The 25251-nt window shown below is 61.8% G+C and carries 26 protein-coding genes and 1 tRNA gene; 9 read left to right on the top strand and 18 right to left on the bottom strand.

Annotated elements, in window-relative coordinates; translation table 11 throughout:
* Window positions 1-14: 14 nt before the first annotated feature.
* The 5 genes from AACH73_RS07000 to AACH73_RS06980 form a co-directional block, all read right to left on the bottom strand.
* Entirely contained in the window at window positions 15-695 is a 681-nt protein-coding gene (locus AACH73_RS07000; RefSeq protein WP_338734431.1) for an ABC-type transport auxiliary lipoprotein family protein, read from the bottom strand.
* Window positions 695-1657 (bottom strand): MlaD family protein, encoded by a 963-nt coding sequence (locus AACH73_RS06995; RefSeq protein WP_272742794.1) that lies wholly within the window; start codon window positions 1655-1657, stop codon window positions 695-697. The genes AACH73_RS07000 and AACH73_RS06995 overlap by 1 nt, the downstream gene beginning before the upstream one ends.
* Before the next feature lie 71 nt (window positions 1658-1728).
* The gene (locus AACH73_RS06990; RefSeq protein ID WP_272742795.1) at window positions 1729-2538 is read right to left on the bottom strand and encodes an ABC transporter ATP-binding protein; all 810 of its coding nucleotides are present in this window, start codon (window positions 2536-2538) and stop codon (window positions 1729-1731) included.
* On the bottom strand, window positions 2538-3671 hold the full coding sequence (locus AACH73_RS06985) for an ABC transporter permease (RefSeq protein ID WP_338734430.1): 1134 nt from the start codon (window positions 3669-3671) through the stop codon (window positions 2538-2540). Before AACH73_RS06985 ends, AACH73_RS06990 begins: the two co-directional genes overlap by 1 nt.
* 221 nt (window positions 3672-3892) lie before the next feature.
* Window positions 3893-4141 carry a DUF3253 domain-containing protein gene (locus tag AACH73_RS06980; RefSeq protein WP_272742797.1) on the bottom strand — a complete coding sequence of 83 codons (249 nt, stop codon included), beginning with the start codon at window positions 4139-4141 and terminating at the stop codon, window positions 3893-3895.
* A gap of 39 nt (window positions 4142-4180) precedes the next feature.
* On the opposite strand from AACH73_RS06980, the gene AACH73_RS06975 reads away from it, so the two are divergent.
* Entirely contained in the window at window positions 4181-4627 is a 447-nt protein-coding gene (locus AACH73_RS06975; protein ID WP_272742798.1) for a PaaI family thioesterase, read from the top strand.
* Between the two features lie 163 nt (window positions 4628-4790).
* On the opposite strand, the gene AACH73_RS06970 is transcribed toward AACH73_RS06975, so the two are convergent.
* The 5 genes from AACH73_RS06970 to AACH73_RS06950 all read right to left on the bottom strand — a co-directional run bounded on the left by AACH73_RS06970 (window position 4791) and on the right by AACH73_RS06950 (window position 9218).
* Complete coding sequence (locus AACH73_RS06970) at window positions 4791-5435, bottom strand: 3-oxoacid CoA-transferase subunit B (protein ID WP_338734428.1); 645 nt, start codon at window positions 5433-5435, stop codon at window positions 4791-4793.
* Between the two features lie 2 nt (window positions 5436-5437).
* Window positions 5438-6145: a CoA transferase subunit A gene (locus tag AACH73_RS06965; RefSeq protein ID WP_338734427.1), complete on the bottom strand. Its 708-nt coding sequence runs from the start codon at window positions 6143-6145 to the stop codon at window positions 5438-5440.
* An 85-nt stretch (window positions 6146-6230) separates the two neighbouring features.
* On the bottom strand, window positions 6231-7460 hold the full coding sequence (locus AACH73_RS06960) for an FAD-dependent oxidoreductase (protein ID WP_338734426.1): 1230 nt from the start codon (window positions 7458-7460) through the stop codon (window positions 6231-6233).
* 3 nt (window positions 7461-7463) lie between these two features.
* Window positions 7464-8369, bottom strand: a complete 906-nt coding sequence (folD, locus tag AACH73_RS06955; RefSeq protein ID WP_338734424.1) for a bifunctional methylenetetrahydrofolate dehydrogenase/methenyltetrahydrofolate cyclohydrolase FolD — start codon at window positions 8367-8369, stop codon at window positions 7464-7466.
* A 33-nt stretch (window positions 8370-8402) separates the two neighbouring features.
* The gene (locus AACH73_RS06950) at window positions 8403-9218 is read right to left on the bottom strand and encodes an N-formylglutamate amidohydrolase (protein ID WP_338734421.1); all 816 of its coding nucleotides are present in this window, start codon (window positions 9216-9218) and stop codon (window positions 8403-8405) included.
* Between the two features lie 129 nt (window positions 9219-9347).
* Here AACH73_RS06950 and AACH73_RS06945 point away from each other — a divergent pair, with 129 nt between their 5' ends.
* On the top strand, window positions 9348-11192 hold the full coding sequence (locus AACH73_RS06945; protein WP_338734420.1) for a monovalent cation:proton antiporter-2 (CPA2) family protein: 1845 nt from the start codon (window positions 9348-9350) through the stop codon (window positions 11190-11192).
* 416 nt (window positions 11193-11608) lie between these two features.
* Here the strand turns inward: AACH73_RS06945 and AACH73_RS06940 are convergent.
* Both AACH73_RS06940 and AACH73_RS06935 read right to left on the bottom strand, forming a co-directional pair.
* Window positions 11609-11683 (bottom strand) — tRNA-Val (locus AACH73_RS06940).
* Between the two features lie 55 nt (window positions 11684-11738).
* On the bottom strand, window positions 11739-12425 hold the full coding sequence (locus AACH73_RS06935; RefSeq protein ID WP_338734419.1) for an HAD-IA family hydrolase: 687 nt from the start codon (window positions 12423-12425) through the stop codon (window positions 11739-11741).
* 91 nt (window positions 12426-12516) lie between these two features.
* On the opposite strand from AACH73_RS06935, the gene glmU reads away from it, so the two are divergent.
* From glmU to AACH73_RS06905, 6 genes are all read left to right on the top strand, one after another.
* Window positions 12517-13893 carry a bifunctional UDP-N-acetylglucosamine diphosphorylase/glucosamine-1-phosphate N-acetyltransferase GlmU gene (gene glmU / locus AACH73_RS06930; protein ID WP_338734418.1) on the top strand — a complete coding sequence of 459 codons (1377 nt, stop codon included), beginning with the start codon at window positions 12517-12519 and terminating at the stop codon, window positions 13891-13893.
* 3 nt (window positions 13894-13896) lie between these two features.
* Window positions 13897-14589, top strand: coding sequence for a ribose-5-phosphate isomerase RpiA (rpiA, locus tag AACH73_RS06925; protein WP_272742220.1), 693 nt, complete (start codon window positions 13897-13899; stop codon window positions 14587-14589).
* Between the two features lie 11 nt (window positions 14590-14600).
* The gene (gene gor, locus AACH73_RS06920) at window positions 14601-15977 is read left to right on the top strand and encodes a glutathione-disulfide reductase (protein WP_272742219.1); all 1377 of its coding nucleotides are present in this window, start codon (window positions 14601-14603) and stop codon (window positions 15975-15977) included.
* 119 nt (window positions 15978-16096) lie between these two features.
* On the top strand, window positions 16097-17377 hold the full coding sequence (locus AACH73_RS06915) for an O-antigen ligase family protein (RefSeq protein WP_338734417.1): 1281 nt from the start codon (window positions 16097-16099) through the stop codon (window positions 17375-17377).
* 115 nt (window positions 17378-17492) lie between these two features.
* A complete protein-coding gene (locus AACH73_RS06910) occupies window positions 17493-18866 on the top strand; it encodes a 3-deoxy-7-phosphoheptulonate synthase class II (RefSeq protein ID WP_272742217.1) in 1374 nt (457 codons plus the stop codon).
* A 134-nt stretch (window positions 18867-19000) separates the two neighbouring features.
* Window positions 19001-20374: an MATE family efflux transporter gene (locus tag AACH73_RS06905; RefSeq protein WP_272742216.1), complete on the top strand. Its 1374-nt coding sequence runs from the start codon at window positions 19001-19003 to the stop codon at window positions 20372-20374.
* Here AACH73_RS06905 and AACH73_RS06900 read toward each other — a convergent pair.
* Entirely contained in the window at window positions 20349-20672 is a 324-nt protein-coding gene (locus AACH73_RS06900; protein WP_272742215.1) for a YnfA family protein, read from the bottom strand. The two genes, AACH73_RS06905 and AACH73_RS06900, sit on opposite strands and share 26 nt — an antisense overlap.
* Window positions 20673-20689: 17 nt before the next feature.
* Window positions 20690-21589 (bottom strand): cobalamin biosynthesis protein CbiG, encoded by a 900-nt coding sequence (locus AACH73_RS06895; RefSeq protein ID WP_338734416.1) that lies wholly within the window; start codon window positions 21587-21589, stop codon window positions 20690-20692.
* 171 nt (window positions 21590-21760) lie between these two features.
* On the opposite strand from AACH73_RS06895, the gene AACH73_RS06890 reads away from it, so the two are divergent.
* Complete coding sequence (locus AACH73_RS06890) at window positions 21761-22717, top strand: Gfo/Idh/MocA family oxidoreductase (protein ID WP_272742213.1); 957 nt, start codon at window positions 21761-21763, stop codon at window positions 22715-22717.
* An 8-nt stretch (window positions 22718-22725) separates the two neighbouring features.
* Here the strand turns inward: AACH73_RS06890 and AACH73_RS06885 are convergent, their stop codons facing one another.
* The 4 genes from AACH73_RS06885 to AACH73_RS06870 all read right to left on the bottom strand — a co-directional run bounded on the left by AACH73_RS06885 (window position 22726) and on the right by AACH73_RS06870 (window position 25182).
* Window positions 22726-22911, bottom strand: a complete 186-nt coding sequence (locus AACH73_RS06885; protein WP_272742212.1) for a hypothetical protein — start codon at window positions 22909-22911, stop codon at window positions 22726-22728.
* Between the two features lie 169 nt (window positions 22912-23080).
* Complete coding sequence (locus AACH73_RS06880; RefSeq protein ID WP_338734415.1) at window positions 23081-23767, bottom strand: NnrU family protein; 687 nt, start codon at window positions 23765-23767, stop codon at window positions 23081-23083.
* Window positions 23768-23780: 13 nt separating this feature from the next.
* Window positions 23781-24497, bottom strand: a complete 717-nt coding sequence (locus AACH73_RS06875) for a hypothetical protein (RefSeq protein WP_338734414.1) — start codon at window positions 24495-24497, stop codon at window positions 23781-23783.
* Window positions 24498-24591: 94 nt separating this feature from the next.
* Window positions 24592-25182, bottom strand: a complete 591-nt coding sequence (locus AACH73_RS06870; RefSeq protein WP_272742209.1) for a hypothetical protein — start codon at window positions 25180-25182, stop codon at window positions 24592-24594.
* Window positions 25183-25251: the final 69 nt, after the last annotated feature.

Below are 25251 nucleotides of genomic sequence, written 5' to 3'. Positions count from 1 at the left end.
ACCGGGCTTTTTCGTTATTGAGCCGGGACTGTCTCTCTGGCTTTGGCTTCGGCCACCGCCGTCTCCGTAAAGCCGATTAGGTCCACCGTCACGCGCGAGGCGGCGGTTTCAAACCCTTCGATCAGCGGGGCGAGATTGCCCTTGCGCACGGCGACTTCTGAGGCGATGAACTTTTCCGCCATCACCTGCCGGTCCTTCAGGCGGACCAGCCGGGCATCCAGCGCCACGATGACCGTCGGGCGGCGTTTGGCGTAGGCGGCTTCGAAGCGGCGGACCGTGACGTCGAGGCGGTAGTCACCGGACACGCGTCCCTGATCGCCGAGGCGCACTTCGGGGCTGGCCTGACGGGCGAACCCTTCGGACATCAGGTCGCGGAACTGCCCCTGGGCGGTACTGGCCCAGCGGCCACCGGACACGAAGGACACCTCATTGCCTTCGGTAGTGACGATGCGGTCACCGGCCGACGCGCGCGGGAAACCGTCGAAATTAACGAAAACATCGACCGGTTTGGCGTCGGGCGAGGCGGGCGGTGCCTTGACATCGCCCTTTTCCAGCAGGGCCGGATTGAAGCGGATGCTGTAAAGCTGAACCGGTTTGACTTCGGGCAGCAGGGTGATGCAGCCGGTCAGTCCGGTGGCCAGCCCGGCGGTCAGCAGACTGAGGGCCAGAGAGCGGCGTGTGGTGCGCGTCATCATTACGGGTTGACCTTTCTCTCTTTGGCTTTGGGCTTGTCGAGCAGACCCTGCGGGCTGGCGCGAACCTCTTCGACCAGATCTTCGACCGAGCGGGTCGCCTGATTGAGGTTACGCAGGCTATCCGACAGGGCGGGAAGGGTGGTTTCCGATACCTCATTGATCGGACCCTGCGCCGCCTTGGACAGGTTGGCCACCTCGGTGGCCGCATTGGCCAGTTGCGCCGCCGCTTCGTCAATGCGGTTCATGGTCTGGGGCACACGATCCTTGACCAGAACATCGGCGGAATTGGCCAGCTTCGACAGGTTTTCCGCCGCGATACCGGCCTGCACGATGGCCTCATGGGCGTCATCGAGCAGTTGCTTGCGATTTTTGAGGTCTTCGGTCACTTCGCCAATATCGCCGGTGATGTCCTCGATATTTTTCATCGTCTTGGAGAAGGCGTTGAGATTTTCGTCGGACATCAGGCGGTTGATGCGGTTCAGCGACTCATAGGCGCTTTCGATCACGCCGCCTGACCCGGCCAGCAGCTTGTCCAGCCGGCTTTCGGTCGCGCGAATGACCGGATTGGGGGCCCCAAGACCCGGCGCGCGCTTTAAAAGCGCGGCCTCTTTGGAGCCCGGCGAAATTTGAATGTAATTGAGACCGGTCACGCCCAGCGGCTCCAGCACGGCGGTGGAATCGACGCGCACAGGCGTGGTGGAATCGACGCGTACAGTGGCGATCACCTGAGCCGTATTGGCCTTCCCGAGCCGCAGTTCGCGCACCTCACCGACCTTGATGCCGTTGAAATGCACTTCGCCCCCCTCGGTCAGGCCGTTGACGGAGGAATTGAATACGACGTCGTATTCCGAATAGGTTTCGTTGAAACTGCCCTGGATCAGCCAGAAGGCAAAGACAAAGGCGGCCGCCGTGAGCACCAGCGTGATCAGTCCGACAACCGCATAATGGGCCTGTCTTTCCATTTACTTTCCTCTCGTCACGGCGCGTGTAGCGTTCAGGCTCGCCGTGTTGGCGTGGACACAAACTCGGCAGGTCATGACGCGTCTCCTGTACCCCGGCTTTGCGAAGACCGGCCGCGCGGGCCGTTGAAATACTCATGTATCCACGGGTGGTCCGACTGTTCCAGCACGCTCGGTGGGGCCTGCGCCACCACGCGCTTGTCCGCCAGCACCGCCACTTCATCGCAGATCGCGTAAAGGCTGTCGAGATCGTGGGTGATCATGAAGACGGTCAGGTTCAGACTGTCGGAAAGTTCGCGGATCAGCGCGTCGAACGCCGCCGCTCCGATGGGGTCGAGGCCGGCGGTCGGCTCATCAAGGAACAGAAGCTCCGGATCGAGCACCAGGGCGCGCGCCAGCGCCGTGCGCTTGATCATGCCTCCCGACAGTTCCGAAGGCCGCTTGTCGGCGGCGTCGAGCGGCAAACCTGCCAGCGCCATCTTCATCAGGCCGATTTCGCGCATCTGAGCCGGTTTCAGCCGGGCATATTCGGTTAGGGGCACACAGACATTTTCAATGACGCTGAGCGCCGAAAAGAGAGCACCGCTCTGGAACAGAACGCCAAAGCGCGACTGCATAAGGCGCAACTGTTTCTCGTTAAGCCGGGTGATGTCCTTGCCGAACAGGTGAATAGCGCCTTTGGACGGCTTTTGCAGGCCAAGGATCGAGTTGAGCAGCACCGTCTTGCCGGTACCGGAACCGCCGACGACGCCGATCACCTTGCCGCGCTCGACCGTCAGTTCGAGATTGTCATGGACGATGTTGGAACCGAACTGGTTACGCAACCCCTCGATAACGATGGGCGGTGCGGCCGGGGTGGAGACGGGTGAGGGGGCTTCGGTCATCAGAAGTCAAACCCGTTGAACATCATGGCGACGATGGCGTCGATGAGAATAATTGTGAAGATGGCCTGCACCACGGCGCGCGTCACCTGACGGCCCAGCGAAATGACGTCTTCGGTGACGTTCATGCCCAGTCGGCAACCGATAATGGTGATGGCAATGGCAAACAGCGGCACCTTGATCATGCCGACAAAGAAATTCACGAACGGCACATATTCCGTCATGCGGATCGAAAAGAAGTGCGGCCCATAGCCCAGTTGCGCCCACACCACGACAAAGCCGCCGAACAGACCCGCCATGGACCCGGCGAAGGTCACCAGCGGCATGGTCAGGATCAGCGCGGCGAGGCGTGGAAAGATCAGGGCGTCGAACGGGTTGATCCCCATCACGCGCATGGCGCTGATTTCCTGATTCATCTTCATGGCGCCGATTTCAGCGGTGAAGGACGAGGCTGAGCGCCCGGCGATCAGGACGGCGGCAATGACCGGACCGAATTCGCGCAGGACCGAAATGCCGATCAGTTCAACCGCGAAGACCGCGGCCCCGAACTGCTGAAGCTGTAGGATGCCGAGAAAGGCGATCACCGCACCCACAAAGAAGTTTGTGACGCACACGACCATCAGCGAACCGAAACCCGCCTGCTGCATCTGGGCCACGAGCGGCGTCCAGCGGATGCGTCCCGGCGTAATAATCGACAGGAAGGCGGTAACGACCAGATGTCCGATAAAGATATTCAGGTCGCGCAGATCCTTTAAGCCCTCTTCGGTCCGGCGGCCCAGTCGGGCCAGTCGGGCAATGATCGGATTGGGCTTTTGCTGCGCCGTTGCCTTTTGCGCCTCGACCACCTTCGGCTGAATGTCGCGTATGAGCGCATAGACAGCACCGATGCGCGGATCGTCGGCAAACAGGGTATCGTCGCCATGCTCACCCAGGGCAGTGCGCAGGGCATAGGCCCCGGCCGTATCGAAGCCGGTCAGCGACTGGGTCTCGATGCGAATCTCTCGCGCGGATTTCAGCGCCGATTTCAGGCGCTCGCCCGCGTCGCGCAGGCCGATGGCGGTCCAGTCCCCTGTCAGGCTGACGACCCTTGCCTCCCCACCCGGCGGCGTCTCAATTTTAAAATCAGCCTTCGACATCAAACCTGAGGGTAAAAGCAAAACGCGTTACGCGCCACTCTTCAATCCATAGCGGATATAGCGCCGAAAAGATAAGGTTCCGGAAATAAGGAGACAATAGGCACTCCCTTTCCGTAAGGACAGTCCTGTCCTTTGACGGGCAGTCTATCGTACTCTGAGGGAATTGCGCAGCGTAATGACGAACACGCCCGTCAAAGAGGCGCAGGAGTGGGGTAATGTGGTTATTCCGCACCCGCCAGACGGATACGCCAGATGCCGCGGATGCCGTCGAATTCGACCACCTTACCCTTGCGCACCACCTCGATGCGCCCGGCTTCGACCAGTTGCCCGATGGCGGCGCGCACCTGCGGCAACTGACGCCGCCAGTTTTCGGCGTTTATAGTTTTGGCGACTTGATTGGGGCTCAAGGTTTCCTTATCTCCCAACTCGGTCAGGAGTTCGATAATCAGCTCTTCCACCGGGTTCGACATGGGGCCCAATCTTCTTGTGTGTTTGAAACGAGGTATGCAATGGCCGATCAGCCCAAACCCCTTCAGGTCAAGGACGGCGATTTCAAAGGGTGGTTCCTTTCGCCCTTCCATGACGACTATGTCAACCATATCGGGCCGTTTTATTATCTGCCCGGCGCGGATGGCACAATGCAGGTGGCGCTGAAGGTCGAACAGAGACACCTCAATGGCGGCGGTATCATGCACGGCGGCTGCCTGCTGTCGCTGGCCGATACGGCGCTGTACGTCTTTGCGCTTGACAATCTGCAAACCTCAGGCGGCGTGACCATGCAACTGGATGCGCAATTCCTCAGCCCCGGCAATCTGGGCGACATCGTGATTGCCACCGGTGAGATTACCCGTGCTGGTCAATCGACCATCTTCGGCCGGGGTCAGATCAAGGTCGGCGACCGCATGGTCATGACCTTCTCCGGCGTCATCAAGCGCGCCAGCAAGTCGGGGGCCTAAGGATTTTGGCCACGAAAAACACGAAAAGCACCAAAGGCTGCGGTATTGATCTTGCCCGAAGGGCCATTATTGAGCCGCCCAGAGATACGCTTGGCGCTTCGCGCCGAAGGATGAACGTCGCTTTTCGTGCTTTTCGTGTTTTTCGTGGCTGATCTTCCAACCCTTAACGCAGCGCGACCTCATAGGTGGCCTGTGTCCGGGCGGCGATGTCGTCGAGGGTGACATCTGGGGCCAGTTCGACCAGCACGAGGCCTGAGCCGTCGGGCTTGACCTCAAACACGCCGAGCGTCGAGATGATCAGATCGACCACGCCCGCCCCGGTCAGGGGCAGGTCGCAGCGTTTCAGCACCTTCGACTCGCCGTGCTTATTGGCGTGTTCCATAACGACCACCACCCTCTGCACTCCGGCGACGAGGTCCATCGCCCCGCCCATGCCCTTGACCAGCTTGCCCGGTATCATCCAGTTGGCGATGTCGCCGTTTTCGGCCACCTCCATCGCCCCCAGTATGGTCAGGTCGATATGGCCACCACGGATCATGGCGAACGAGTCCGACGACGAAAAATAGCTCGTTTCGGGCAGCTCGGTGATGGTCTGCTTGCCCGCATTGATCAGGTCGGGATCGACCTCATCCTCATACGGAAACGGCCCCATGCCCAGCATACCGTTTTCCGACTGAAAGGTGACGGTCATGCCCTGCGGGATGTGGTTGGCCACCAGAGTCGGGATGCCGATGCCCAGATTGACGTAGAAACCGTCCTGCAATTCCTTGGCAGCGCGCTCAGCGAGTTGGTCACGGGTCCAGGGCATGATCAGGCTCCTTCTCTCTGACGCACAGTGCGCTGTTCGATGCGCTTTTCGAACGTGCCCTTGATCAGGCGATCGACATAGATGCCGGGCGTGTGGATGGTGTCGGGATCAAGCGAGCCCACCGGCACGATCTCCTCGACCTCGGCGACGCAGACCTTGCCGGCGGTGGCCATCATCGGGTTGAAATTGCGCGCCGTCCTGCGGAAGATCAGATTGCCGCGCTCATCGGCCTTCCACGCCTTGACGATGGAAAGGTCGGCGACCAGACCCGTCTCCAGCACGTAGGTCTTGCCATTGAAGTCCTTGAGTTCCTTGCCTTCGGCCACCAGCGTGCCGACGCCGGTGGCGGTGTAAAAGCCCGGAATCCCGGCCCCGCCGGCCCGAATCCGTTCGGCCAGGGTGCCCTGCGGATTGAACTCCAGCTCCAGCTCGCCCGCCAGATACTGCCGCTCGAACTCCTTGTTTTCGCCGACATAGGACGAGATCATCTTTTTGATCTGACGGGTGTTGAGCAGCATCCCCAGCCCGAAGCCATCGACCCCGGCATTGTTGGAAATGGCGGTAATGCCGGTCACGCCTGAGTCGCGCAGGGCGGCGATCAGGTTCTCCGGGATACCGCACAGGCCAAAGCCCCCGGCCATCACCGTCATCCCGTCAAACGTCAGCCCCTCCAGCGCACTCTTCGCGTCCGCATATATCTTCGACGGCATCGGCCTCTCCCGTTCGCGTATCTGATGAAGGCTAGACCGAAACGCTACCCCCTGTCATGCGTAAATTGCCGCAATGCAGCAGGTTTTAGCGGGTGGTCTGCAAATAGGGTTTCAGCGAGGCGTCGGCATCAGCAATGACGCTGTCTTCCACCGCCACGGCCTTATGAATCAATTGCTTGCCTGCCATAAAATCTGCCGGGCGATTGACGCTTTCGACGCAGATGACCTGCTGGCTATCGTTCAGGTGAAACACGCTGAACGCACCCGTCACGGGATCACCGCGCGTGATCAGTTTGGCACCGGCGCGCGTCAGGCCGGCAATCTGGAGCTTGTAGTCGTACTGATCGGACCAGAACCACGGCACTTCGGGCGGCGGGGCCTTGAAGCCGGTGATGGCGGCGGCCGCCTGTTTGGCCTGTTCCAGCGCGCTCGGCACGCTTTCCAGCCGATAGCGGCCCTCGTACCACGGCTTGACCTCCCGCGAGGTGACGTCGCCGATGGCAAACACATCTGCGGTCGAGGTGCGGGCTTGGTGATCGACGACAATGCCGTTTGCGCAAGTGATCCCGGCAGCCTGCGCCAGATCATCGGCGGGCAGGGCCCCAATGCCTACCAGCAGCACGTCGAATTCATGCACCGCGCCATCGGCCCTATGCACGCGGCGCAGGTCACCTTCGGCACTGACGCGCACCACTTCGGCTCCGGTGATCAGATTGACGCCGTTATCGCGGTGGATGCGCGTAAAGGCCTCCGACAGAACGGGTGAGGCGACGCGCGCCAGAATGCGGCTTTCGCGCTCAAACACCGTCACCGCGCTGCCCAGCTTGCGCGCGGAGGCGGCGACTTCCAGCCCCACATAGCCCGCACCGATCAGGCCGATGCGTTGGCCGCCCTTCAGGTGCGGCTTGAGCCATTCGGCATCGGTAATGGTGCGCAGCAGGTGATAGGGCGTCGCCTCCGCACCGGGGCAACCAAAAGGCCGCGCCTTTGAGCCGCTAGCGATAATCAGGTGCTCATAGCCGACGGGTTCGCCATCAATGGTGACGGTCTTGTCCTTCGTGTCGATGGCCTCGACGCGGCGCTCAAGCCAGACGGCGATATTCGCTTCGTCATAGAAGTCCTGCGGCCGCAGATAGAGGTCGTCGCCCGACGCCTCGCCTTTCAGCCAGGCCTTCGACAGGGGAGGGCGCTGATAGGGCAGGTGCGGTTCATCTCCGATCAGGGTGATCGGACCTTCGTAGCCGTACTGGCGCAGGAAGGCCGCCGCCGATCCGCCGGCGTGGCCTGCCCCGATGATGACGACGCCCGCGCTCATGTTTTACAGGTCGCCGGGGACGGGCAGGCCGTGCTGTACGCAGGCCGCTTGCAGGGTATTGTTGAGCAGGCAGGCAATGGTCATCGGACCCACGCCCTTCGGCACCGGCGTGATGGCCGTGGCGCGTGGCAGGGCGGCGTCGAAATCGACATCGCCCACGATCTTGCTTTTGCCCTCGACCTCGATGCGGTTGATGCCGACGTCGATCACATAGGCCCCGTCCTTCACCCAGTCGCCCTGAATGAATTTCGCACGCCCGACGGCGGCGACCAGCACATCGGCGGTGCGGCACAACTCCGGCAGGTTGGTGGTGCGTGAATGGGCGATGGTCACGGTGCAGTTTTCATTGAGCAGAAGCTGCGCCATCGGCTTGCCCACGATGTTGGAGCGCCCGACGATCACGGCATTAAGGCCCGACAGATTGCCGTCACCGTGCGTTTTCAGCGCGTCCTTCAGCAGCATCAGCGAGCCCAGCGGCGTGCAGGGGACAATGGCATCGAGGCCCACCGCCAGACGCCCGGCATTCTGCACATGGAAGCCGTCCACGTCCTTCAGCGGGTCGATGGCGTCGATGACCTTTAGTGACGACATGTGCGCCGGCAGGGGCAGTTGCACCAGTATGCCGTTGACGCTGCTGTCGGCATTCAGATCGCCGATCAGTTTCAGCAGATCGGGCTCGGTGGTGTCCGCCGGCAGGACGATGGTGCGGCTTTCCATGCCGACGGCCTTCGTCGTCTCGCCCTTGTTCTTCACATAGATCTGGCTGGCCGGGTCTTCGCCGACAATCACCACCACCAGACAGGGCGTCAGGCCGTGTTCGGACTTCAAGGTCGCCACGCGCCCGGCGATGCGTTCGCGCAAACCTTTGGCGTAGCCGAAGCCGTCGATAATATTGCCGCGCGTGCTCATGGGAACCCTCTGGAGCCGTTGGAATTTCGCGGCTCAATTGGCCTGTTTTGCTGCCGAAATCAAGGTCTCCAGCAACGGTTTCAGCGTTTGCGACAAAGGCCGGGCGCGTTGCGGGTCGAAACGGGTGGGGTCGTTCATGTCGAGATAGCAGCTTTGCACGATCTCGATTTGCAGCGCGTAGATGTGGTCTTCCGGGCGTCCGTGACCGCGCGTGGTGAAGCCGCCCTTGAATCGCCCGTCGAGCACGCTGGTCCAGTCGGTCGTGCGCTGCATCCAGCCTTGCAAGGCTTCGATCACCATAGGCGGCAGGGTGCGCCCGCTGTCGGCCCCGAAGCTGAGGTCGGGAAGCGCGCCGTCAAACAGCAGCGGGATGGACGGGCGGATCGAATGGGCGTCGATCAGCAGCGCAAAGCCGTGGCGCTGGCGCGTCGCCTCCAGCACCTTTTCCAGTCGGGCGTGATAGGGAAACCAGTACTGAAAACGCCGCTGTTCGGTCTCGGCGAGGCTCGGTTCCTGCCCTTCGAGATAGATGGGGTTGCGGTCGAAATCGCTCAACGGGCACAGGCCGGTTTCAAACATCCCCGGATAAAGGGGCGAAGAGTGCGGATCGCGGTTGAGATCGACAACATAGCGCGAATGGGTGGCAAACAGGGTCGTCGCCTCAAGCTCTGCCGCAAAATCGTACAGGCGATGGACGTGGAAGTCCGTCTCCATGACCGATAGCCCCACCGGATTGAGCCGGGCAGCGATGTCCGGCGGCAGATAGGTCCCGACGTGCGGCGCGGCGATGACCAGCGGTCCGTGGCGTTCGGTCAGGGTGAAGAGGTCCGGAGACGGGGGCGCACTCATGATCACAGTTGAGACGACCGGCGACAGACTGTCAACCGCAGCGGCCTTGCGAAGCCTTTTTGCCAGTCAAGCTATTGTGAAAGCCCCCCGAACGCCCCTATCTTCTGACGACGATTGCGGAGACGGCGCGTGGATACGGGATTACTGCTGAATGTGTTTGTGTTTCTGGCGGCGGCCTGTCTGGTCGTGCCGCTGGCGGCGCGATTCAAGCTGGGGGCGGTGCTGGGCTATCTCATCGCCGGTATCCTGATCGGGCCGTCAGGTCTGGGCTTTATCGACCGCGTCACCTCGACCATGCACTTTGCCGAATTCGGCGTGGTGATGATGATGTTCCTCATCGGCCTTGAGTTGGAACCGGCGCTCTTGTGGCGGCTGCGGCGCACCATCGTCGGCATGGGCGGGCTTCAGGTCGTTTTATCGTCTCTGGCCCTGATGGGGGCCATTCTGGCGCTTGGCCGGTTCGGATTTAATCTGAGCTGGGAGACGGCGCTGGCCATCGGCATGGCGCTGTCCATGTCGTCCACGGCGCTGGTGCTTCAGATGCTGGAAGAAAAGCATCTGATGCAGACCCAGGTTGGCGAAACGACCTTCTCCGTTCTGCTGTTTCAGGACATTGCCGTCATCCCCATCCTGATCATCATTCCGTTGCTGGCGGCGGGCGGCGGGCAGGCTCCGGCGGCGCATGGGGCCAGTCTGGTGGAACACCTGCCGGTGTGGGCGCAGGCGCTGGCAGGTCTCTCCACCATCGCCATGGTCATTGCGGGCGGGCAGCTTCTGTCGCGCTACTTCCTGCCGCGTATCGCGCGTACCAATCTGCGCGAAGTGTTCACGGCCACCTCTCTGGCGCTGGTGGTCGGGGTGACGCTGCTGATGCAACTGGTCGGCGTATCCCCGGCGCTGGGGGCATTCCTGGGGGGCGTGGTTCTGGCTAACTCTCCTTATAAGACGACGATTGAAACCGACATCCAGCCGTTCAAGGGGCTGTTGCTTGGCCTGTTTTTCATCTCGGTCGGCATGGGGATGGACGTCGATCGTCTGCTGACCCAGCCGGTGCAGCTTATGCTGGCGGTCTTGGGGCTGATGGCCATCAAGGGCCTGATTCTGTATGGTCTGGCGCGGCGGTTCGGCATGGACAATATCGCCGGGGCGGGGCTGGCCCTGTCTCTGGCACAGGGTGGCGAGTTCGCCTTTGTCCTCTTTCAGTTGTCCGGGCAGTTAGGGCTTCTGACGCCCGATCTGCGGCGCTTCCTGACGCTGGTGGTGGCTATTTCCATCGGCATCACCCCCATCTGTCTTGAGCTGTTTACGCGCTATGTCGTGCCGCGTTTCCTCTCGCTCCTGCCCGAACGCGCGCCCGACGCCATTGAGGAACGCAACAGCGTCATCATCGCCGGGTTTGGCCGCTTCGGTCAGATCATCGGGCGCTTCCTGCGCTCGCAGGGGGTGACCGTGACCATTCTGGAGAACAATCCGGACCAGATCGAGCTTCTGCAACGCTTCGGAATCAACCGCGCCTATTTCGGTGACGCCACGCGGCTGGACGTGCTGCGCAGCGCCGGGGCCGATCAGGCGCGGATGCTGATCGTCGCTATCGACGATGCCGAAGGCGCGGTGAAGATCGTGCAACTGGCCAAGGAAAACTTCCCGCACCTCAAGGTGTTCGCGCGGGCGCGCAACCGTCGCCACGCCTATGAGCTGGACCGGGCGGGGGTGGACTACTACCACCGTGAGACGCTGGATTCGTCGATGGCGGTGGCGCGCGAGGCCCTGATCAGCATGGGCGCGCCCAAGGCCCAGGTCGAACGCCGCGCACAGGCCTTCCTGCAGCACGACATCGTGACGCTGCGAAAATCCTTCGCGTTCTTCGATTCCGAGCCTGACCTGGTCAACTTCACGCGCCTGAGCCAGAAGGAACTGGAGCGCATCCTGACCGACGACGAGTCCGACAGCGCCGAAGCGACCAAGACGGCTTAAGTGGAGCAAATCCAATAAGAAAAATCACAGCACCCTGCCATAAGCGGGGTGAGAGGATTGGAGCGGAGCGACTAGCGAGAATTTTTTGATGATCTAACGCTTCGCTTTTTGAGATCGGACGCTAGCGCAGCCTGCGCGGTGCCCTGAGGGCGAAACCGGTCTTCAAGGAGATAGGGCGAAGCCTTTGAGTGCAAATAAAATCACAGCGCCCAAGCGGGCGCCGGCGATCGTTCGCCGCCGCAAGATAGCCCTTTGGGTCGCGGCGAGCCAACAGCATCCACGACCATAAGGGTGAGAGAATTGGAGCGAGGCGACTAGCGACCAAGCGGGAGCGCAGCCTGCGCGGCGCCAAGAGGCGAAGCCTCTGAGCGCAAACTCAAAAGATCATTTTCGAGTTTTCGGAGAAAACGAGGAAATGGTGGACGCGACAGGGATTGAACCTGTGACCCTTCGCGTGTGAAGCGAATGCTCTCCCGCTGAGCTACGCGTCCATCCAAAGCAGGGAGCGCGCTTATTAGTCGCTGCGCGCCGCCCTGACAAGAGCTTTTATCGCAGGATAGAGGCGATGGCTGTGGGCAGTTCGTCGAAATGGTCGATCAGGGCGGCCGGTGACATCGCCTCCATCGGCGTATCGCAATAGCCAAAGCTGACCAGCACACAGGGGACGCCTGCGTTTTGCGCCGTCAGATGGTCGGTTTCGGAATCGCCGATCAGCAGCATCTTTTCCAGCGGCAGGTTGAGATCGTCGGCGCAGGCCCTCAGGTGACCGGCATCAGGCTTTTTGAGCGGCACACTATCTGCCCCGCGTACCGAGCCGAAGCGCCCGATCAGGCCGAGCCGGGTCAGCAGCAGTTCCGACAGGGCCGTCGGCTTGTTGGTGCAGACGGCCAGCGTCGCCCCGGCGGCGCTCAGTTGATCCAGAGCGGCCTCAAGCCCCGGAAAGGCGTGGCTTTCCTGATCAATGCGCTCGCGATAGAGGTCGAGAAAGCGCCCGACCATGGGCAGTTCAGCCTCTTCACTCAGGGGCACATTAGCTGCCGCAAAGCCGCGCTGAATCAATGAGCGCGCCCCGCGCCCGACCAGACTGCGTGCCGCTTCGTAGGGGAAGGGCGGCACGTCGTATTCGGCCAGAATGGCGTTAAGCGTGCCGATAATGTCCGGCGCGGTTTCCACCAGCGTGCCATCGAGATCGAAGGCGATACCGTATCCGCTCAGGTCGGGAAGGGTCGTCATGGGCAAAATCGCTCCGGCGGGTGTTTTTCACGTTCAATTCGCCGGTGCTTTGGTCTAAATCGGGCCAAACGGCAACAGGTGAATCACGACAATGAGCCAAAACCGCAAACGCGCCGCCATCATTCTGGCGGCTGGGCAGGGCACGCGCATGAAATCGACGCTGCCCAAGGTCCTGCACCGGGTGGCCGGTCGGGCCATGATGGACCTGGCGATCGACGCGGCTGAAGGGCTGAACTGTGAGCGCATCATCGTCGTGGTCGGGGCCCATTCGCCGCAGGTGGGCGACAGCGCGCGTCAGCGTCTGGGGGCCGACAGCGTGGTGGTGCAGGACCCGCCGCTGGGGACGGGTCATGCCGTGCTGGCGGCCAAGGCGGCGCTGAGTGATTTCGACGGTCAGGTCGTGGTCTCCTATGCCGATTGCCCGCTGATCGACACGCAGACGCTCAAGACCGTGTTCGATCTGGCCGAGACCGCCGATCTGGCGGTGCTGGGCTTTGAGGCCGCCGATCCGGGGGCTTATGGGCGTCTGGTCATCGAAGGGGCGGACGACCTCAGCGCCATCGTCGAAGCCAAGGAGGCGACGCCTGAGCAACTGGTTATCCGCGCCTGTAATTCCGGCGTGCTGGCGGCGGATCGCGCCACCCTGTTCGCCCTGCTCGATGAGGTGAAGAACGACAATGCCAAGGGCGAATATTACCTGACCGACGTGGTAGGCATCGCCAGGGCGCGCGGGCTGAAACCCAAGGTTTGCTTCGTGGCTGAAGAGGACGTCACGGGCGTCAATTCTCAGGTCGAACTGGCGGCTGCCGAGGCCATCTGGCAATCGCGCCGCCGCAAGGCCCTGATGCTGAACGGCGTGACCATGCCCGCGCCGGAGACGGTCTTCCTGTCGTGGGACACGCACATCGCGCCGGGCGTGGTGGTGGAGCCCAATGTCGTCTTTGCCGAAGGGGTGAGCGTTGCCTCAGGGGCGGTTATCCGCGCCTTTTCGCACCTTGAGGGGGCCAGCGTCGCCGAAGGGGCGCTGATCGGTCCCTATGCCCGTCTGCGTCCGGGGGCCGATATCGGCAAGGATGCGCATATTGGCAATTTCGTCGAGGTGAAGAACGTCAGGATCGGTGAGGGGGCCAAGGCCAATCACCTCAGCTATCTGGGCGATGGCGAGGTGGGCGCGAAGGCCAATATCGGCGCGGGCACCATCTTCTGTAATTATGATGGCTATTTCAAACACCGCACGGTGATCGGCGAAGGGGCCTTTGTCGGCTCTAACGCCTCTCTGGTCGCGCCGGTGACGGTGGGGGCCGGGGCCATTACCGGGTCGGGTTCGGTGATCACAGAGGATGTGCACGCTGACGCCCTGGCCTTCGAGCGTTCGCGTCAGACCGAAAAGGCCGGATGGGCCAGGGCCTTCCGCGAACGTAAGGCGGCGGAAAAAGCTGCCCAAAAAGCAGAAAAGCAGAAAGGTTAAGTCATGTCCGCCGATACGCAGAAACAGGCCGCCGGGCTGGCCGCCATTGACCATATCGAAAACGGCATGAAGGTCGGGCTCGGCACCGGCTCAACGGCCGCCTGGTTCGTCAAGGCGGTGGCCGATGCGGTGCAGGGCGGCCTGAAGCTGACGCTCGTTTCCACCTCGAACCAGACGACGCATCTGGCGCAGTCTCTGGGGCTGGAGATCAAGGATATCAACGATGTGGGCAAGCTGGATGTCTGCGTCGATGGCGCGGACGAAATCGGGGCCGGGCTGGCCCTCATCAAGGGCGGCGGCGGGGCGCTTTTGCGGGAAAAGCTGATCTGGGAAATGGCCGACCGCTGCATCGTCATCGCCGATGCGGCCAAGCATGTGGGCACGCTGGGGGCCTTTGCCCTGCCGATCGAAGTCGAACCCTTTGCCTATAAGGGCACGATCAACCGCATCTGCGACGTGCTGAGCGAGTTTGACATCGCCAAATTGCCGGTTTTGCGGAAAAAAGGCGGTGAGCCCTTTGTGACCGACGGCGGCAATCTTATCTTTGACGTGCCGTGCGGGGCGATCCCTGATCCTACCGGACTGGCCAGCGCGCTGAAAGCCACCACGGGGGTCGTCGATCACGGACTGTTCCTCGATCTGGCTGACATTGCGCTGATCGGCACCGATAGCGGCGTCGATATCCTCCATCCGTAAGAAAGCGCGACATGTCCACATTCGACTATGATCTTTTTGTGCTGGGGGCTGGCTCCGGTGGGGTGCGCGCGGCGCGTCTGAGCGCGCAACTGGGCCTCAAGGTCGGTGTGGCCGAAGGCGACAAGCCGGGCGGCACCTGCGTGGTGCGCGGCTGCGTCCCCAAAAAGTTCATGGTCTATGCCTCCGAAGTGCCGGAGCAGGTGGCCTATGCGCGCGGCTTTGGCTGGGAGGCGCAGACGGGCCGCTTTGACTGGACCAAATTCCGCAATGCCAATCTGGCTGAGGTGTCGCGCCTGTCGGACATCTATGCCGCCAATCTGGTCAAGGCCGGGGCGGACCTGATCCCCGCCTGGGCGAAACTCACCGGGCCGCATACGGTGCACCTGACGCCGACCAATGGCGACGCCCCCTATGAGGTGACGGCGAAGACCATCTTAATCGCCGTCGGGGGGCAGCCCTTCGTGCCGGAAGCGGTGGAGGGGCATGAACTGGCCATTACCTCCAACGAGATGTTCCTGCTGGATAAGCTGCCGAAATCCATCGCCATTGTCGGTGGCGGTTACATCGCCGTCGAATTTGCGGGCGTCATGAACGGCTTTGGCGTCGATACGCATATCCTCTATCGCGGCGATCAGATCCTGCGCGCCTTCGATCAGGAGGTGCGCGAGCACCTGACTCAGGAGATCGGCAAGAAGGGCATCAAGGTCATGTGCCACGCCGATCCTAAAAAGCTGGAAAAAACCGATAAGGGTATAAAAATTACCCTGACCGACGACACCGAATTGACGGTCGATCAGGTGCTCTATGCCACCGGTCGCCGCCCACACACGGAAGGGCTGGGCCTGACCGATGTCGGGGTCGAACTGGACGGCGACGGGGCCGTGGTGGTTGACGCCTATTCGCGCACCGCGGTTGAGCATATCTTTGCCGTAGGCGACGTCACCAATCGCTGCAACCTGACGCCCGTCGCCATTCGCGAGGCCGTGGCCTTTGTCGAGACGGCCTTCAAAGACAATCCGACGGCCTATGACTACGCCAATATTCCGACGGCGGTCTTTTCGCAGCCGCAAATCGGCACGGTGGGCCTGACCGAACAGGACGCCGTGGCACGTGGTATCCGGGTCGATATCTACACGGCGCGCTTTAAACCGATGAAAACGGCCTTCGTGGCCGGTGAAAGCCGCACCCTGATGAAGCTGATCGTCGATCACAAGACCGATGTGGTGCTGGGAGCGCACATGGTGGGGCCGGACTCGGCGGAAATCATCCAGATGGCCGGCATCGCCGTGAAGGCCGGCCTGACCAAGGCCCAGTGGGACGTGACCTGTGCCGTCCACCCAACAGCGGCGGAAGAGTTCGTCACCTTACGCGATAAGCGGATGGCGTAACTGCTTCTATACCTTCCCGGTTTATCGGAGAGGTATAGTTTTAGTTGATTGCGCGTCTGTCTTATTTTTGCACCAAATCGGGTGTACCGGCGGCTGTCCACGACAAAAGATTGCAAAATATGGCTCCGGCTGACACCTCCAAATTCCAGTTGCCGTCCTATACCGGTGTGATCATGGGGATCACGCTGGTGTTTCTGGCCCTCTTCACCTACGCCGGGCCTCTGGGCTATGCCCTGACGGCGACCTTCGGGGGCCTGCTGCTGCTCGGTTACTGGCGGCAGGTGCGCTGGTTCGGGTGGGTGGGCCTCACGCTCGGCCTGCTTCTGATCTGGCTGGTGTCGCGCTCGACCCTGCTCTACGACCTCCACAGCGGGGCGGATTTCAGCCGTTACAAGACCTGGGAAGATCAGGAATGGCTGAAAATCATTCTGGAGCCCCTGTGGTACGGGGCGCTTATTCTGGCCGCGTGGGCGATGAAACCCAGGACGGCGTCCGGCCTGATGACGGGCCTGCTCTATGCCTATATCGGCCTGTGCGCCCTGATCATCGTCGATGCCCTGTCGGGAGCACGCCTTTATCAGGTCCTGTCGGCCGCCCTCTATAAGCCCATCCGGCCCGACCTCGCCATGGTCAAGGTGTCGCTGGCCACCTATGCCTTCGTGCTGCTCTACTGGCCGCTGATGCTGGCCGGGAGGGATAAGCCCACTTTTTTCAAGGCCGTGGCGCTGGCCGCCTGCGTGCTGGCCCCGCTGGTGACCGATGCCAATGCCCCGACTCTGGCGCTCATCGTGTCGTTCGCCGTCTTCTGGATCGTGCGGCGTTTCCCGGTGGTCGGCGGTCTCAGCATCTATAAAATCATGGCGACCCTAGTGGGGTTCAAAATCCTGTTTACGCCGTTGATTATCGACACGATCCGCCGTCTGGGGCTGGGGGACGATGTCCGGCGGATTCTGCCCGCCTCATGGGACGCCCGCCTCGATATCTGGGAATTCGCCGCACAGAAAATCCTGCAAAAGCCGTTTCTGGGTTGGGGTTTCGATTCCAGCCGCCACTTCGGCAAGCCCATCCCCCTGCACCCGCACAATATGTCGATTCAGGTCGGGCTTGAGCTCGGCTATATCGGCCTGTTCCTGCTGGCGGCCGTGTGGGTGCTGCTGATCCTGCGCATCGGGCGCGGGGCACCTGAGGTACGCGAAGGTGGTTTCACCGAACTGCGCGATCTGACGGAGGCTGGCGAAGCGGTACAAACCGATCCGCGCCCCTATGCGCTGGCGGCCCTGTCGGCGGTATTTGTCATCGCGCAACTCAGCTTTGGCATCTGGCAGGAATGGTGGCTGGCCCTGATGGCGCTGGTGACGGCGATCTATCTGATGGCGCGTAGCGCCTCCCAAAAAGACTAAAAACCGGCGTGTAGTTGCGGAATATACTATAAAATACTGTGTTCTCAGCGGCTTTTGGCAGATTTCGACGATTGTTGATATTGAGTTTGCTTCGGCCTCCGCTTAAATAGCGCCCATGAATAAGTCCTGGTCTCCCCATAGCTGGCGCGCGCGCCCCGCGCTCCACATTCCTGACGATTACCCCGATGCGGCGGCGTTACGTGCCGCTGAGGCCGAAATCGCCACGCTGCCGCCGCTGGTCTTCGCCGGTGAAGCCCGCCGCCTGACCTCTGCGCTGGGTAAGGTCGCCAATGGCGAAGCCTTCCTGTTGCAGGGCGGCGACTGCGCCGAAAGCTTCAAGGAGTTTTCGGCCGACAATATCCGCGACACCTTCCGCCTGATCCTTCAGATGGCCGTGGTGCTGACCTTTGCCGGCGGCAAGCCGGTGGTCAAGCTGGGCCGCATCGCCGGTCAGTTCGGCAAGCCGCGCTCCTCGCCAGTGGAAACCATCGGCGATGTGACCCTGCCCAGCTATCGTGGCGACAATATCAACGGCATGGAATTCACGCCGGAAGCGCGCATTCCGGACCCGCAGCGTCTGGTCAAGGCCTACCATCAGTCGTCCTCGACCCTGAACCTGCTGCGCGCCTTCGCTAATGGCGGCTATGCGGACCTCTACAACATCCACAAGTGGACGCTGGGCTTCGTGTCCGGTTCGCCGCAGGGTGAGCGTTACCGCGAACTGGCCGAAAAGATTTCCGAGACGCTGAACTTCATGTCGGCCATCGGTATCACTTCGGACAAGGCGCAGGAAATCCGTCAGGTCGATTTCTTCACCTCGCATGAAGCGCTGCTGCTCAATTACGAGCAGGCCCTGACGCGCGTCGATTCGACTTCCGGCGACTGGTACGACACCTCGGCCCACTTCCTGTGGATCGGTGAGCGCACCCGTCAGCTCGATGGCGCACACGTCCACTTCATGCAGGGGATCAAGAACCCCATCGGCGTCAAGTGCGGTCCGACGCTGGAACCCGACGATCTGAAGCGTCTGATCGACGCGCTCAATCCGGAAGGCATTCCGGGCCGCCTGACCCTGATCGGGCGCTTCGGTTCGGACAAGGTGGCTGAGCGCCTGCCGCGTCTAATGAAGGCGTCGCGCGAACACGGTGTGCCGGTGGTGTGGTCGATCGACCCCATGCACGGCAATGTCATCAAGGCGGCCAATGGCTACAAGACGCGCCCCTTCGACCGCATCCTGTCGGAAGTGCGTTCCTTCATCGACATCGCGGCGTCAGAGAACGTTCATCCGGGCGGCTTGCATCTTGAGATGACCGGTCAGAACGTCACCGAATGTCTGGGTGGCGCGCACGCTCTGAGCGAGGACGAACTGAGCCACCGCTACCACACGCACTGCGATCCGCGTCTCAATGCCGATCAGGCGCTGGAACTGAGCTTCCTCGTGGCCGAGCGTCTGCAAGGCCTGAAAGACAAGGTGACCAAGGCCGCTTAAGCCTGACGTTGCGTGGACTATGAAAAGGACCGCTTTTGCGGTCCTTTTTTTGTGCTGGCCCGCTGACGTGTCTTGTCAGCAGATACGGGATCACAGCGTTGATGCGGAAAGCGAAACCGGCTACAGGCGGGGGCATGACCAGAGCCCTCTACACCGCCGCCTTCAAGGAACTGATTCATCTGTCGTGGCCGGTGGTGGGGTCGCGTCTCGGCTTCATGCTGATGGGGCTGATGGACACGCTGATCGTCGGGCACTACAGCGCGGCGGAACTGGGCTATCATTCGCTGGCCTGGGCCCCGACCTCGATCTTCCTCGTCACCTCGATTGGCCTGCTGGTCGGGATTCAGGTCAAGACGGCCCACTTTATCGGGGCGGATGAGCCGCACCGCATCGGGCCGGTGTTTCAGCGCGGCATGGTCTATGCCATCATCCTTGGTCTTTTCGCGGCGTTGGTACTGTTCCTCGCCGGGCCGGGACTGCTGCATCTGGCCGTTAAGCCGGACATGGCTGATGGCGCGTCCGGCCCTCTGCTGGTCTTCGCCCTGTCCATGCCGTTTTACATGATCGCCGTGGCGGGATCGGAATTTCTCGAAGGCCTGGGGCGGACGCGTCCGGGCCTTATCTTCACCTGGGCGGGCAATGTCATCAATGGCGTACTGTTGCTGCTGCTGGTGCCGGGCGTCGTCACCCTTCCGGGCATCGACAGCGACGGGGCGATGGGGGCGGCGCTTTCCACCCTGATCGCGCGCGCCTGCGTCATGGTGGCGCTGATCGTCTATGTCCTAACGCTGCCGGGCATTGCGCAATATGGCCTATTGAAGCGGCACACACCTGACCTGCAAGGCGGGCGGGAACAGCGTCAGATCGGCTATGCGGCCGGGGCATCCTACTTCATCGAGGTGGCGGCCTTTGCCGGCATGACCCTGTTTGCCGGGCGCATTTCGCAAGAGGCGGTCGCCGTTTGGGCCATTGTGCTCAACTTTGCCTCCATCGTCTTCATGGTGCCGATGGGGCTGGCTATCGGCTGTTCGGTGCTGGTCGGGCGCGCCTATGGGGCCGGGGATATGCCGGGGCTGGCGCGTATGGGCCGGGTCAGTTTTTCGGCGGCGGCGGCCTTCATGATGGGCGTCTGTCTGGTGGTGCTGATCGGGTCGCAGTGGATCGCGGCGGGCTATACGTCGGACGACGCCCTGCGCAGCGGAGTGCAGGCCGCGCTTTTGCTGTCCTGCCTGTTCTTTGTGCCCGATGGTGTGCAGGTGGTGACGGCCCAGGCACTGCGCGCGCGTCAGGACGTCGTGGTGGCACCGGTGCTGCACTATATTGCCTACGGGCTGGTCATGCTGCCGGTGGGGTATCTACTGGCCTTGCACGCAGGGCAGGGGGTGCCGGGTCTGATCTATGCGGCGGCTTTGGCCAGTTGGGTGTCGGCTACCTTGCTTCAGGCGCGCTTTATGTGGCTGGACAGGAAGGCGCTGGCGAGCCTCAAGCCCGCGGGCCCCACAGAATAAGTCCGGCCCCGATCAGGCAGACCAGCAAGCCCGACCCGTCCCACAGGTCGGGTTTTTGCTTTTCGATCAGCCACATCCAGCCGAACGAGGCGGCGATGTAGATGGCCCCATAGGCGGCGTAGGTGCGTCCGGCGGCCCCGTTTTCGGGCAGGGTCAGGAGCCACGCGAAGGCCATCAGGCACATCAGGCCGGGCACCAGCCACAAAGGCGACTTGTGCAGACGCAGCACCGCATAGAGGCTGAAACAGCCGCCGATTTCGCACAGGGCGGCCAGCGCATAGATGAGCAGGGTCTTCATACCCTGAGCCTGCCCGATCAGACCCCCAAAATCCACCCTTCTTCGCCCAGCGCGATGGCGGCTTCGTCGGCGTTGAGGTGGGCCGGGGCGGCGAATTTGGCCGCCAGCGCATCCTTGTCGTCCAGTTCCGCCAGAGCCGTGGCCGTCAGGCGCACCTGCGTCGCGTCCTTGACTTCGCCGGGTTCCGCAATGCCCGGATAGAGGGACGGATAGATTTCGGCCAGCACGGTGTTCACGCCGTCCAGCGTGTCTTCGTTCAGCGCGCCAAAGCCGGTGTCAAACGGCCAGATGACCGCCTTGCCGTCGAGGGCCGTCTTCATCGCGCGCACCGCCGGGATCCCCAGCAGGGTCTGACCGCCAACCACGCCCGCACCGTGCATCTGCCACACGCTCTTGGCCTGAGACGATTTGCCGAGCTTGCGTGCCGCCTCTTCGGTCAGGCGAAACTCCGGGAAGTCGCCGTAAGAGGCCGGTTTCAGCGTCGAAAGCCACTTTTGCGCCGCGCTCTTGGGGCACCCCCAGAAGGGATAGGCCTCATCGGTCATCAGCCGGTTCATCTTGGCGGCGACGGCAAAGCGGTTATTGGTGTTGTCGGGCTTGTCGACGACGTTTTTGACGACGAAGTCCCACATCTGGGCCCAGCCCTCAAGGCCGAGCCTGGCCGTCGTGCCGCGCGGGAAGCCGAAATTGAAGTCGAAACCCACGAAAACCCGGTCGCCGCGCTTGTGCAGATCGGCGAGGAGGGTCTTCAGAAGCGCTACGGCTTCGGCGCGGGTCGCTGGATTATACCCTTCGTAGGACAGACGAAAACGCACGTCGCGCTTCATCACGCCGATCCATACCGAAGACTCGCCGGTCTTCTTGCCCTCGGCGGCGCTCCAGTCAACGATCACATAGGCTCCGAATAGACGCGCCATAGGGCTACTCCGATGCGGGGTAAACAATCGGGCGCTTTTAGCCCAAGGTGGCGGCGCGGCCAAACCCTAAACTGTGCATTGTCGCCGCGAATACCGCTTTTATGGTTACACTCAGACGGAAATCCTGTGTACAACGAAGGCTGTATATTGGCTTGCAAGGGTGTGAAGCTCATGACCGTCCTACGCGCAGGGGTCGCCGGTGCCGGCGTTTTCGGGGGGTATCACGCCAACAAGTACAAGGAGGCCGAAGCGGCCGGTCGTGTACGCTTTGTCGGCATCTACGATCTCGATAAAGCGCGCGCGGAAGCCGCGGCCGAAAAGCTGGGGGTCAAGGCCTTTGGCGGCGATGAGTTCGAGGCCTTTCTGGCAGAACTGGATGTCATTACCGTGGCCGTTCCGGCGTTCGCTCACGCGGAGGTCGCCCTGAAGGCGCTGGCGGCGGGGGTGCACACCTATGTCGAAAAGCCGCTGGCCATCACGGTTGAAAGCGGTGAAGCCATGGTCGCCATGGCCGCCGAAAAGGGCGTGGTGCTGGCCTGCGGGCATCAGGAGCGCGCCGTGTTTGAAGCCATGGGGCTTTACGCCGTGCCGGAACGCCCGCTGCGTCTGGAATCTGTGCGCAATGGCACGGTTTCGACGCGCAATCTCGACGTGTCGGTGGTGCTCGACCTGATGATCCATGACCTCGATCTGGGCCTGACGCTGGCAGCCGGTGAGGCGGGCGGTATGGAGGTTTCGGCGCGGTTTCGTGAAGCCCCCGGCTATCGGGCCGTGGGGGCGGATGAGGCCGCGGCGGAGATCAAGTTCGACGATGGTTTCGTGGCGACCTTTGCGGCATCGCGCATGTCCGAGGCGCGCGAACGCACCATGCGGCTGGTCTATCCGTCGGGTGAGGTGTTTATCGACCTGCTGAACCGCAAGTTTGAGAACGGCACGCCGTTCGACCTTAACCCGGACTTTGCGCAGGCCGATATTGCGCGTGACCCGCTGGGCACCAGCGTGTTTCGCTTCCTCGATACGGTGGCCGGGCAGCGCGACCGCCCTCTGGCCTCGGGCGAAGAGGCGCTGAAGGCCTTGTGTCTGGCGCTGGCGATTGATGATGCGGTGTCGGGTAAGGACGCGGCTTAGGCTGAATTTTACCGGCTTTTGAAAATTACGGCAAAGGCCAGCACGGCATAGCCTGCGCCCATCAGCACATATTTGTACTGGGTCATGAACTCGACGCCTTCGCCCTCGAACGGGCGGAAATAGCCGATCAGACTGGCGAACACGAGGCTCACCGAGATCAGGAACAGCAAGATTGTCGTTGCCGTCAGTTTCATGAAATACCCGCGCGTTTACCCCGGTTCCGCATTCTATCCGCAGTTATTCAAACATTTGTGATGAGATCAATGGGGCATTAAGGATTTTTTTGCGGCGTTGCACCGAAGTCGGGAAGTGGCGCGCATCCGTTCCCGTGTCGGGCGAAAAATGCAACCGTCGGCGCCGTCTTTACAACGCCGGACGCAGGAACAGCAGTTCGTGCAGCACCACCAGACAGGTAAAGACCGAGGTGGCCACCATGACGCGGAGTACCCCCAGTTCCGACGGTTCGAAGCGTACCCGCTTCTGGGCGATGGCGACGAAGGGGAGGATGGAGGTGGTGCGGATAATCGCGCGATAGGCTTCGCCGTACTGCGTTTCCCGCTTGCGGTCGATACTGTTGGCCCCCAGGAGGCTTAACGCCAGAAGCGTACCGAAAAAGACCCAGGCCGCCAGAGTGCCGGTGGTGATCAGGTGCGTGGCCGACAGCAGCGCGATTCCCGCCAGCACAGGATGACGGCTGATGCGGATGATGCCGCTGACCGGACGGTCGGTCATCCGGCGCAACGAGCCCAACGCCGTCGGGCTGGGGCTCAGAGTGCCTACCACAATCAGCATAAGGCTGACGAAATTGACCCCAAAGGCAAGAATTTTCAGAACAAAAGGCGCCGACCACAGGTGCAGGTTGGCCGGGTCGCCGCGCGAGTCGTAATAGGCGGCGATCATCCAGAAGAACCCCATCGCCGACAACAGGCTGAACAGGATGAAATAGGTGCGGGCACCGATGGCACCGATCATCTGCTGACGCAGATCGGAGCCGGATACCAGAATATGAATCAGGATGAAGAAGGCGCAGGCCAGAGCCAGGGTCCACATAGGTAAATTCGCCTTACAGGTACTGAATCAGCGGGGAATTGAGCACATCACCGTCCTTCGGGGCGGGCTTGGGGGCCGGCGGCGGAGTGTCGTCTTCGTCTTTGGTGTCAGGACGGTGATCGTGCAAAGGCGGCTTTGGTGCAAGCTCCGGTGGAGGTGGCGGGGCCGGCGGCGTCAGTTCTTTTTCGATTTCGGCCAGGGGTTTACGGATAATGGCCTCGACATGATAGAACCAGCGGCGCGCGGTTTCCATGGCGGCTCGCGGACCTTCGGCGCGCGCCGTCAGGGCGTCATTTGGGTCCCACAGGACCAGCTCGAAATCGGGCTTTGACGGGTCGTTGAACATCAGGCGGATGGTGACGCGATCGACCTGCGGTGCAATATCGTCGAACATCTTGTGCGCGCCGCCCCGAATGATGCGGGCGGAGACCTTGTTGTTGACGAACACCTCCATGCCGATCATTTCGGCCATGGTGTATATACGGGTCGGCAGCTTACCAAATTCACGCACGATGACGCAGCGATTGCCGAGATAGGAGAGGGCGGCGGCGGCTTTGCGCGCCGGCTCGATGGACACGACGTCGGCCTTGCCGCCATTCAGGGCCTCGGCCACCTCGTCTTCAAGTTTCCTGGGGGCTTCGACGCGCGAATCCCATATCCGGTACAGGATAAGCAGGATGGCCAGGGCGGCTGCCGTCAGGATGATAATGGTCGGCAGATACTGGTTCACGGCGCTTGCGTTCAACCCCCAAATACGAACTGTCAGCGCATATTAACCACGAATTGGCGCAGCCGTTAAGAGCCCGCACGCCACAGGTGTGGATTTAATCGTGGGCAGGCGGGGGCATGTGTGGCTCAGATTGTGCCGGGCGGGCCGGTGGCGCCTTTGGGCCCCCACGTTTGATGACGGAGTCGATGTGCGACAGCCATTTGCGCCCCAGTTGCACCGCTTCGCTGGCGGTTTTGGGGTAGGCGGAGTGGGTCGTCAGGTCGCCGAACAGGGTGATCTCGAACTCCGGCGTTTCCAGATCGTTGAAGATCAGTCGCAACACCACACGCGAGGCCCCCGGATAGGTTTCTTCGAGGACGCGGCGCGGTTCACCTTTTTGCGTGCGGGCGACGACGCGCTCATCGACGATCAGTTCGGCCCCTTCGATCTCATCGAAACTGAAGACCAGACCGTGCCGCCCCAGATTCCACAGTATGGCCAGATCGCCGTGTGTGAAATCGAGGCCCGCTGCCTTTTTCGTACCGGTGTCGAACAGGATGGCGTCCGGGGCCTTGCCGATAGCCGCAGTCAGGCCGCGCGTCAGGCGACGCGTGCTCTCATACCACCACAGGGCCACTGACGCGACGAGGGTCAGGAGCAGGCCCGCAAAGGCAAACCACAAGATGACGCGGAAGGCTTCTTCCATCACACCGTTTCATGACCGATCATATGCTTAATCAGTCCTTACCGGTATCGGGTTAAGAATAGGTATAGT

The sequence above is a fragment of the Asticcacaulis sp. DW145 genome (assembly GCF_037101385.1).
Classification (GTDB): domain Bacteria; phylum Pseudomonadota; class Alphaproteobacteria; order Caulobacterales; family Caulobacteraceae; genus Asticcacaulis; species Asticcacaulis currens.
This window is presented reverse-complemented; position numbering and strand designations above follow the sequence as displayed.